General features: G+C 56.2%; 8 protein-coding genes. All 8 read left to right on the plus strand.

Going from position 1 to position 8,763, the window contains the following annotated elements:
• Positions 1-166: 166 nt before the first annotated feature.
• Positions 167-688: a hypothetical protein gene (locus ABIZ35_RS02030; protein WP_348218204.1), complete on the plus strand. Its 522-nt coding sequence runs from the start codon at positions 167-169 to the stop codon at positions 686-688.
• A 25-nt stretch (positions 689-713) separates the two neighbouring features.
• Complete coding sequence (locus ABIZ35_RS02035) at positions 714-3,281, plus strand: PQQ-binding-like beta-propeller repeat protein (protein ID WP_348218205.1); 2,568 nt, start codon at positions 714-716, stop codon at positions 3,279-3,281.
• Between the two features lie 27 nt (positions 3,282-3,308).
• Positions 3,309-3,992, plus strand: coding sequence for a class I SAM-dependent methyltransferase (locus tag ABIZ35_RS02040; protein ID WP_348218206.1), 684 nt, complete (start codon positions 3,309-3,311; stop codon positions 3,990-3,992).
• A complete protein-coding gene (locus tag ABIZ35_RS02045; RefSeq protein ID WP_348218207.1) occupies positions 3,989-4,681 on the plus strand; it encodes a peptidase E in 693 nt (230 codons plus the stop codon). Before ABIZ35_RS02040 ends, ABIZ35_RS02045 begins: the two co-directional genes overlap by 4 nt.
• A gap of 363 nt (positions 4,682-5,044) precedes the next feature.
• A complete protein-coding gene (locus ABIZ35_RS02050; protein ID WP_348218208.1) occupies positions 5,045-5,290 on the plus strand; it encodes a hypothetical protein in 246 nt (81 codons plus the stop codon).
• An 85-nt stretch (positions 5,291-5,375) separates the two neighbouring features.
• Entirely contained in the window at positions 5,376-6,296 is a 921-nt protein-coding gene (locus ABIZ35_RS02055; RefSeq protein ID WP_348218209.1) for a Nif3-like dinuclear metal center hexameric protein, read from the plus strand.
• A gap of 71 nt (positions 6,297-6,367) precedes the next feature.
• Positions 6,368-6,937 (plus strand): aminodeoxychorismate/anthranilate synthase component II, encoded by a 570-nt coding sequence (locus ABIZ35_RS02060; protein ID WP_348218210.1) that lies wholly within the window; start codon positions 6,368-6,370, stop codon positions 6,935-6,937.
• Between the two features lie 71 nt (positions 6,938-7,008).
• Positions 7,009-8,640 carry a hypothetical protein gene (locus ABIZ35_RS02065; RefSeq protein ID WP_348218211.1) on the plus strand — a complete coding sequence of 544 codons (1,632 nt, stop codon included), beginning with the start codon at positions 7,009-7,011 and terminating at the stop codon, positions 8,638-8,640.
• Positions 8,641-8,763: the final 123 nt, after the last annotated feature.

Here is an 8,763-nt window from a genome sequence, read left to right on the forward strand (position 1 = left end):
AATAGTCCGAATACAGATCCAAGAGTGGTTTATTCATGGAACCCGAGACTCCTCAGTGGAATATTCGATTACTACCCAAACCCGAGACAAGACCAACGCAACAGACGAGGCTGCGTAACATCAGTTAATAACAATCGTTTTCTGAGAAACCACGCGGAGTAAACAAATGACAAAGCACTGGGCGGTCGCCATTATCTTACTGCTCTCAACAGCAGCCTCATCTCAAGCGCGAAACGACGACCCCCAAGTCCGAAAAGAGCTAGTCGTAAGCTACCATCGGATGGACGTGCAGCTCAGCGGCCCCGGGGGCAAGCCGCTGATCACCGTGCTGAACGACGTCATGGCGGCGGGTCCCTACAAAGACCTGCTCATCCGCAGGGCAAGGAGCACCATGGCGGCTGGAGGCGATACCCAGCGGGGAGAGACCACGAAGGTCAAGACCACGATCACAAAGCTGGTTGTGCATGGCGATGTCGCCCTCGCGAATGTCTATCAAAAAGGCGATATTATCGAACGCGACCGTGAAGGGGAATTCGGCCCGAAAGGTCAGATCCATCACCTGATCGGCGGCGCAAACTTTCTAGACAAATGGGTGAAGCAATCGGGAAAGTGGCGGCTATTGAGTGAAGCGTATGTCAGCGAAACCATGTACGTTGATGGAAAGAAGCTGCCACCGCCGCGCAACTAGTCCTTCCGAAACGATGGGAATGACCATGAACCACAGATCGATTGGCGTAATGCGTTTGCTGTTTGGCGTAAGCCTCCTGATGTCAGCGGTTCCGGCGGCGCACGCCGATAATTCGACAAATCGTCTGCTCACGCCGCCATTCAGAACGGCGTGGCTGCAGATGTCCAACCCATGGGCAGATCACTTCAATGTCGTGGCGGGAAATATCCGTTATGCGGGGCCGAATGGGGTTGGCGCGCTTCGTCTCAAGACAGGCGAATTCAAGTGGTGGAGCGATCAAGATGAAAAGTACTGGCTCAACGGCGCTGATTTTGACAAGCATACCGTCTACAGCTCTCTTTACGAGTTCGGACTTCAGGCGCACGCCGCAAAAACAGGACACCTCCTGTGGAGCATGCCCGTCAAATGTGTAATTAATGATATCCGTGTGGACGAGAACCGTCTTTACTGCGAACTGCACACCGACAGAATCGCCGCGCTGAATAAGACGACACATCAGGTCACCTGGGAAACCAGTCTGAGCGCGCCAGGGAAACCGCGCAAACTCGATACAGACGAAATCACCATTCTGGATCGTGACCGGCTCTTGATTTACGCCAAAGCCAAGATCTCGGCCAAGCAGGAACTGTACCAGGTATTTTGCCTTTCGCGCAGCGCCGGACGTATTCTGTGGCGCAGTCAGCCAATGACAGGAATGAACATTTGGTCTCCATGGCGACATCTCGATTTCCGGCGAGTGTACGCCTCACCCGCTGGAAAAGCATACATCGCACTTGGCGACACGTCGATGCTGTGTCTCCGTCTGCAAGATGGCAAGACCTTGTGGCGCCGCGCGGATGTCGGCGGCAGCACCCTCATCAGCAGCGGCTACGTTATCTCTAAAAATGGGGGACGGATCAACGCGCTTGACGCCGCGACAGGCAAATCAGTGTGGTCGGTTGACCTGTTCGACGATAACATGGTGGCGCCGGTGAGTGTCGGCTCCGACCTCTGGACAATTGCTGGCGGGACACTTTACTGCCTCAGCGCCAACGGTCTCGTGAAATGGAAGTGGACGCAGCCGGGACTCGGGCTTGATCCAGGGCTCAGGAGCCATCTTGCTATCACAAACCAAGGCTTCCTGGCGAGCGTCGGCAACACGCTTTGCTTATTCCGCCACGGATCGCCGGACAAACAGCCTTCGGATACCACGAAACGCCAAACGCTGGCCAAAAAGCTAGTTTCACGGCTTGGCGTCCTCAATGTCAATGAAAAAAATCAGCTGCGCGCTTTAGGGGATGATGCGTTTCCGGCGCTCATTGCGGAATTGCGCAAGCGTCTGCTCGCTTACCAAGCTTCGCCCTCTAACTTCGACTTGTACAGCCGTTTCTCGGACTGCGCGGATGTCGTCGAAAAGTTCGCGAAACCGAAATTCACTACTCAGCTTCTAGAGCTTCTGGGCTTGGCTAAGACCACCAATGGAGATAACAGCACACGGCAAGTGCTCATGAACATCGTAGCGCTTAAGGGTGACGATCATCGGACCCTGCCGATATTCTTAAACATCCTCAAAGCCGATAAGATCGACTGGAATTTCGGCGGCATCGCTCAGGATGCCGTACTGAAGTCCGACGAGCCCGCCGCCACTGCTTATCTCGTCTCCCTGCTGACCGACAGCGCCGCCAGTCCCTCATTTCAGTGGACCGCCTACCTCCACGCCGCCCGCACCGGCGATCCTGCGGCGCTGAAAGCCGTTCTCGCACGCAGAACCAAACAAACCGTCGTCTCACTTGCCGAGGCTATGGAGCTGTCGAAGCTCGGCCAAGCCCCCACGACCGAACGGGAATACCTCAAATCACAGCTCGTCGCCACCGAGAAAGACAGCAGCGGGCGGCTGTTTGGGCTCGTCAATACCGGCGTTGCGGGTTCGCCGAATGACCTCTGGATCGTCCGATCGGAGGATGGACACTGGACAGACCCCATATTTACGACGCTAACGTTGAAACAGCTTGGCAAACTCGAGAATTTCATCCAATACATCAACGATCCCAGATTCCGAATGGACACCGATGGCGACAGCTGGACCGACCTGCTGGAAGAGCGCCTGGGCACAGACCCACTGCGCAAGGATACCGATGGCGATGGGATTGAAGATCCGCTCGACAAAAATCCGCTCGCCAAACCGCGTCCACTCTCGGAAACGGAGCAGGTGCTATCCGCCGCCTTCGAAGCGGATACCTGGTCGACGGAGGCCACTAAGCCCACTCCCGGCCTGATTACCTTCCCCAAAGGGAGCGCCCCGTTCGAGCTGATCGGCTCCAACTGGATCATTCTGGACAAGGAGAGGGGAACGAAGTCGCCGCTTGACGCGCTCTACAAACATAGCCCCGAATTCAAAAGTTTCGGTCCACCCATGCTCGATCTCCAAGGCAATCGTTATCACCCGAAAGATCCCAATTCCACGGTCCTCTGGAATGCAAACCATACCCGCGCCCGCGTCTTCCTAGGCGTGTCTTACAGCGCCCGGGTCAGGTCAGGCGTTGACTTCGAGCTGAGGAAGTTCGGAACCGACTGGGTAGTCGTCGGCGTCAAAGACTATTACATTCAGTATTAGCCGCCACTGTATCGGAGCCTAAAGATAATGCGCACAGATGGAACAACCGACGGCCAAGCCGCCACGCGGCAAACATACGAAGACACTGAAGTGGCGCGGGCGTTCTTAAACACCGCCTTGTCTCACCACAAGCTCGCAATCCGCCCAGACCTTCCAGCGTTTGCGAAGAGCTTGAGCGGAAAACGTCTGATCGATATCGGCTGCGGCCCCGGCGTACACGCCCAGCAATTCGCAAGCCTGGGCCTTGAGGTCACCGCCATCGATTACTCTGAAGCGATGATCCAAGTCGCCAAAGAAAACTCGGCGCCGGGCAACCCAACATTTCTGCAATTGGATATGCGAGAGATCGGAAACGCCTTCGCCGCCCACTCTTTTGACGGCGCATGGATCGCAGCCTCGCTCATTCACGTCCCAGAAGCCGACGTCCCCGCTTTTCTGAGCGACTTGCATAGGATACTCACCCCCACCGGCCGCGCACGGATCTCGCTCAAACAGGGTCCGCAAGGCCCGCAAATGGTTTACGACGACAAGTACGGCAAGGGCATCGAACGACAATTCATCTTCTGGCAGGAAGACAACTTCGCCGCCCAGCTCCGTGAGGCCGGTTTTACTATCGATCAAGTGGAGACAAGGGAGGCGGGCGTCACGGGAAATGCTCCGACTACCTGGATCATATTCCAGGCACAGACAAATCCAGGAACAACCATTTGAATACGCGAACGATATTGGCGCTCGGCGACGCTGCTCCGAGCGATAATGCGATCAACGAATATATCGTCGGGCTTGCCGATAAATCTCGCCCAACGATCTGTTTTCTTGGCACGGCGACGGGAGACGCGGACGGTTACATTCAAAAATTCCATAACGGCTTCTCGCGCTTTGATTGCGTGACCACCCATCTCAGCCTCTTCAAGCTGCCGAGCGCCGACTTGCGGCCCTACTTGCTGGGTTCGGATATTATCTACGTCGGGGGCGGCAATACGCGAAGCATGCTGGCGCTGTGGCGGGAATGGGGACTAGACAGCATCCTGCGGGACGCCTGGGAGCAAGACATCGTCCTCTGCGGCCCAAGCGCCGGCGCCATTTGCTGGTTCGAACAGGGGACAACCGATGTCGTGCCGGGCGAACTCAATCCAATCTCCTGCCTCGGCTTTCTCCCAGGAAGCTTCTGCCCTCACTACGACAGCGAGCCGCTGCGGCGACCAGGTTACCGACAAATGATCGCCGATGGAACCCTCAAAGACGGCTACGCCGCCGACGATCTCGTCGGCTTATTATTTCGCGGCCAAGAACTCACCGAGATCGTATCCGCTCGACCGGACGCCCAAGCATACCGAGTTCGACAACAAAACGGTCAAGCAGTAGAAACGCCGCTCACTCCCACCCTCTATTTGAAGTAAACCACCATCTCGATCAGAAAAAACCTGTCTTGACAGAACCCGCCCCCATCCAGTATCATAAACCCATGATCACAGGCGCGCAAACACAGACCCGCCGATGGTGGCGCCCCACTCCGCTGGGGATGCCGTCGCCTGTACACGCCTGAGATTATCAGTTTTGCGAAGTTTACAGAAGCCGGACATCTCCCATTGTGGAAGTGTCCGGCTTTTTGCTTGAGTTGTCCGTATTGAGGAAGTCGCCATGGCCCTTGGGGCTGAAATGATATTTCGCGTGAACGCTCTTCCCGTCGGCGTCACACCAGAATCACTTGGAAGTGAGTTGGTGAAGGCGGCTGGGATTTCTCTCGATAAGGAAAATCTTCCATGCCGAAGGTTACGATCTGCGTTGAAACAGATGATTCAGCCAATCAAGTTCGTGTCAAAAGTTGGCTGCTAAAATGGCGAGATGAACTCGGGGGCGCACCGGAAAACAGCGGATGTGGTTGCTGCATCGATATGTATGATGTGGATGTACCGTGGAACGCCGTTCGTGATTTGCCAGAAACCTGCTTCGCATACAGCGATTGGGCAGAATGGCCCAGCTTAGATTTACCGGAAACGAACACATAAATATAAAAGCAGGATTAACGCAAATGCCAAAATCCCTATTGATCTGTTCAGTTGGCGCGGAACGTTAGATGAAAGCGAATTCGCCATGCAAAAGCTAGCACACATCGTAGGCGCGCTCGACGATCTCTTCAAGATCGAGCGTGTCGATATCGATCCTGCGTTTCGACACTTTGTGCCGATGGCGTATGATCCTATCGACGTCGATTGGCGTGGCTACTTTGAGCCAGCGTTTTGCACTCGGTTCAACGGTCTCATGATTCGCGGCCACGAAGATGTCGGAGCCGTCTTCTGCGGCGTTTTTCCAAGCGAAACCGTTATCGATCAATTTATTCGACAGGCTCAGCCTGGCGATCTGTTCTTTTCGCATCACGCTCTTGACATGAAGATGGGCGATCCTCGGGGCAAATCGCAGCCCGAGCCGTTCATCATGCCCATTCCCGAGGCGCAGCTTCGGGCGATGCGCGAAATCGGTCTGTCGTACTATTCTTGCCATATTCCAATGGACTTAAATTGGCGGATTGGGACGACGGCGGCGATTGTCGAGACACTGGGGGCGACGGTTATCGATCACTTTTACGAAGGGGATTACGGACCGTACGGCGCAATCTGTGAACTCGCTCCGCGCAGCACCGATGCTTTGATCGCCGAACTCATCGCGGCGATGGACATTCCATATGGGGAGTTCCTCGGTCCCAAGCACAACGAACTCAGGCGCATCGCGGTCGTCGCCGGCGCTGGGACACGTGTTGATCTATACAAAGAGGCGGAAGCCAAAGGAGCGCAGGCCTACGTGACCGGCGAAATCAGGAACCATATCGACAACGACATTGGCCGATCACGCGACGCCCTGATCATGGAGTACGCCAAGACGACGCCCATGTCCCTGATCGGCACATCGCATGCGGCTTCGGAATACTTGGTTATGAAAACGCAAATGAAAGCGTGGTTTGAAGATGTCATGCACTCTGAAGTTCACCTGCTGCCCGAAGATCACTGGTGGCGCTGAACGCGGGTATGGATGCGAAGGCGCCACGACATCACAAGCTCAAATTTGATACGCTGAAGGAACCAGATATTATGCCAAAAATTCTCGTCATCGACAACTACGACTCTTTCACTTACAACCTCGTCCAGTACCTAGGCGAGATGGGGGCGGACATTGATGTCCGCCGCAATGACACGCTCACGGTCGCCGATATTAAAGCGCTCGCGCCGGAGAAGATTTTGATTTCGCCGGGTCCGGGAACGCCGGATGAGGCGGGGGTGACGCTGGATGTCATTCGGGAACTGGGGGCGACGGTTCCGATTTTTGGGGTATGTTTGGGGATGCAGGCGCTCGGGCAGGCGGTGGGCGGCAAGGTGATCCGGGCGGATAAGCTGATGCATGGGAAGACTTCGGCGATCACGCATACAGGGAAGGGTGTTTTTAAGGGCCTGCCTTCGCCGCTGGAGGCGACGCGGTACCATTCGCTGATCGTGGAGCGGGCGACGCTGCCGGACAGCGTGGAGATCACGGCGGAGTCGGCGGATGGGGAGATTATGGGACTGAAGCATAAGACCTGGCCGCTGGAGGGGGTACAATTTCATCCGGAGTCCGTGCTGACGGAGCATGGCAAGCAGATGATCCGGAACTTTTTGGAGGGCTGATCGGCCACGCGGCGGCGCCCTTCATGAAACAGAATTGTTTTCTCGCTCTTACGCACGAAAGAGGCACGACAATGGCGAATCCATCGTTTCATCGAGCAGCCGTCACGGCGGCGGCGCTGCTGGTCGGAATGTTTTCCATCGCGGGATGCGGCGGAGGCGGGGGCGGATCGTCGTCCAGCGTTCCCACGGCGCCCGGCGGAGGCGCCGGGCAGGATCAGACATTTGGAGCGCTGACCGCGCACATTGTCGGGGCGACACAAGCGCCAGTTGTCGGCGGATCGGGCGGCACGGTCGTCACGGGGGTCGCTGGAGCAGCGATCACAACGCTGCAGGCGGCGCAATCGCCTTCGGTCAGCTCCAGCTTGATCGCCTTCGATCGTGGGGGCGCGGTTTACACGATTTCTCCGAACGGGGCTTCCCAGACACAGCTAACCACCGACATTCCCACATACAGTAACGCAACTGCGCCTTCATGGAGTCCCAACGGCGCCAAGATCGCTTATATGCGCTATGACGCTTCCGTCGGACACTTCCAAATTTATACCGCGCTCCCGGACGGGACGGGAAGCGTGCGGCTGACGGACGGAAGGGCGGATTGCGCTAACCCTTCGTTCTCTCCCAACGGCGCCACGATCCTCTTCGACCAGAGCAACACTACGATTGGCTTTCGACAAATCTACTCGATCAGTTCATCGGGAGGAACCGCCACGCGTCTCAGCACAGTCGCTGCGCAGGAAACCGATCCGACGTGGGCGCCGGACGGCTCCAAATACGCCTACAATCATTACGACGCCACAGCGGGACATAACTATATTTACATTGCGAACGCCAATGGATCGGGCGCGCATAACGCTGCTCCTGTTTACACCTCCTACGATTTTATTCAGCCGGCATGGTCGCCGGACGGGAGTAAAATTGCTTTTGCTTTTTACATCAATTCTAATTACCATATCTACGTGATCTCCGCAACTAGTGGTAGTCTTCAAGCACTGACGTACGCTGCTTATAATGATTTATCTCCCGCATGGTCCGCAGATGGGAGTAAAATCGCCTTTAGTCGGACCGACTCATCGACCCGCCCTCAAATCTATGTCGCTAATGCGGATGGAACACAGGCTTATCGGATCACCGATGGGGCGACAAGCGACGCGACGCCGGCATGGTCGCCTCTCATCACAAAGCGTTACTTTGTCGGCCCCGCCGGCTACGCTTATGGAACCTCAGCGTCAGGATTCTTGTTTGCGCAGCAGGGCGACACGATCAGCAGTCTGATGACCTTTGACGCCGCCACGCCCTCAGGAACGCGCGTGGCGTCGCTCACCGGCATTTCGACGAACTTGCCTAACATCATCTTTACCGCCACGGCGTCGGACAGGTTCACAGCGATGACCTATTGGAACGGCCTCAGCGCCAAACCGATCCGTGTCATCGGTTCAGGCTCCACGCTCGCGACCGCAACGGACGTCGTCATCAGTTTCAACTCCACAACAGGCCGCGTCGCCTCTGTTCTTCCCTATGCCACAAGCCATGTTGTGGAAGCAAAAAACACAGGCGGGCTTCAGTCGCATCTAGCGAGCGGCGCGATCGTACTGCAAGGCAAATTCCTCGCCGCAATGGACAGCGCCGGCGCCAACAAAGCTCCGCAGGGAGCAAGCGAAATTCGTTTGGACAGCCGCACGGGAGAAATCCTCAGCGTACAGTAATCCAGAGATCACCCGGCGATTGAAATCGCGGCTAGAAGTGCACGATGTGCCCCTTCGGGCACTCCAGAAACGAAACGCAATCGCCAGGTTTCTGGAGTCCACGTAGGTGGACATCGTGCACTT

Source organism: Capsulimonas sp., from assembly GCF_039929585.1.
In the GTDB taxonomy this organism is placed as follows: domain Bacteria; phylum Armatimonadota; class Armatimonadia; order Armatimonadales; family Capsulimonadaceae; genus Capsulimonas.

What these genes read in the sequence shown, in the direction of transcription:
- ABIZ35_RS02030 (WP_348218204.1), top strand. Translation starts at nt 167, where the DNA reads ATGACAAAGCACTGGGCGGTCGCCATTATCTTACTGCTCTCAACAGCA.
- ABIZ35_RS02035 (WP_348218205.1), top strand. Translation starts at nt 714, where the DNA reads ATGAACCACAGATCGATTGGCGTAATGCGTTTGCTGTTTGGCGTAAGC.
- ABIZ35_RS02040 (WP_348218206.1), top strand. Translation starts at nt 3,309, where the DNA reads ATGCGCACAGATGGAACAACCGACGGCCAAGCCGCCACGCGGCAAACA.
- ABIZ35_RS02050 (WP_348218208.1), top strand. Translation starts at nt 5,045, where the DNA reads ATGCCGAAGGTTACGATCTGCGTTGAAACAGATGATTCAGCCAATCAA.
- ABIZ35_RS02055 (WP_348218209.1), top strand. Translation starts at nt 5,376, where the DNA reads ATGCAAAAGCTAGCACACATCGTAGGCGCGCTCGACGATCTCTTCAAG.
- ABIZ35_RS02060 (WP_348218210.1), top strand. Translation starts at nt 6,368, where the DNA reads ATGCCAAAAATTCTCGTCATCGACAACTACGACTCTTTCACTTACAAC.
- ABIZ35_RS02065 (WP_348218211.1), top strand. Translation starts at nt 7,009, where the DNA reads ATGGCGAATCCATCGTTTCATCGAGCAGCCGTCACGGCGGCGGCGCTG.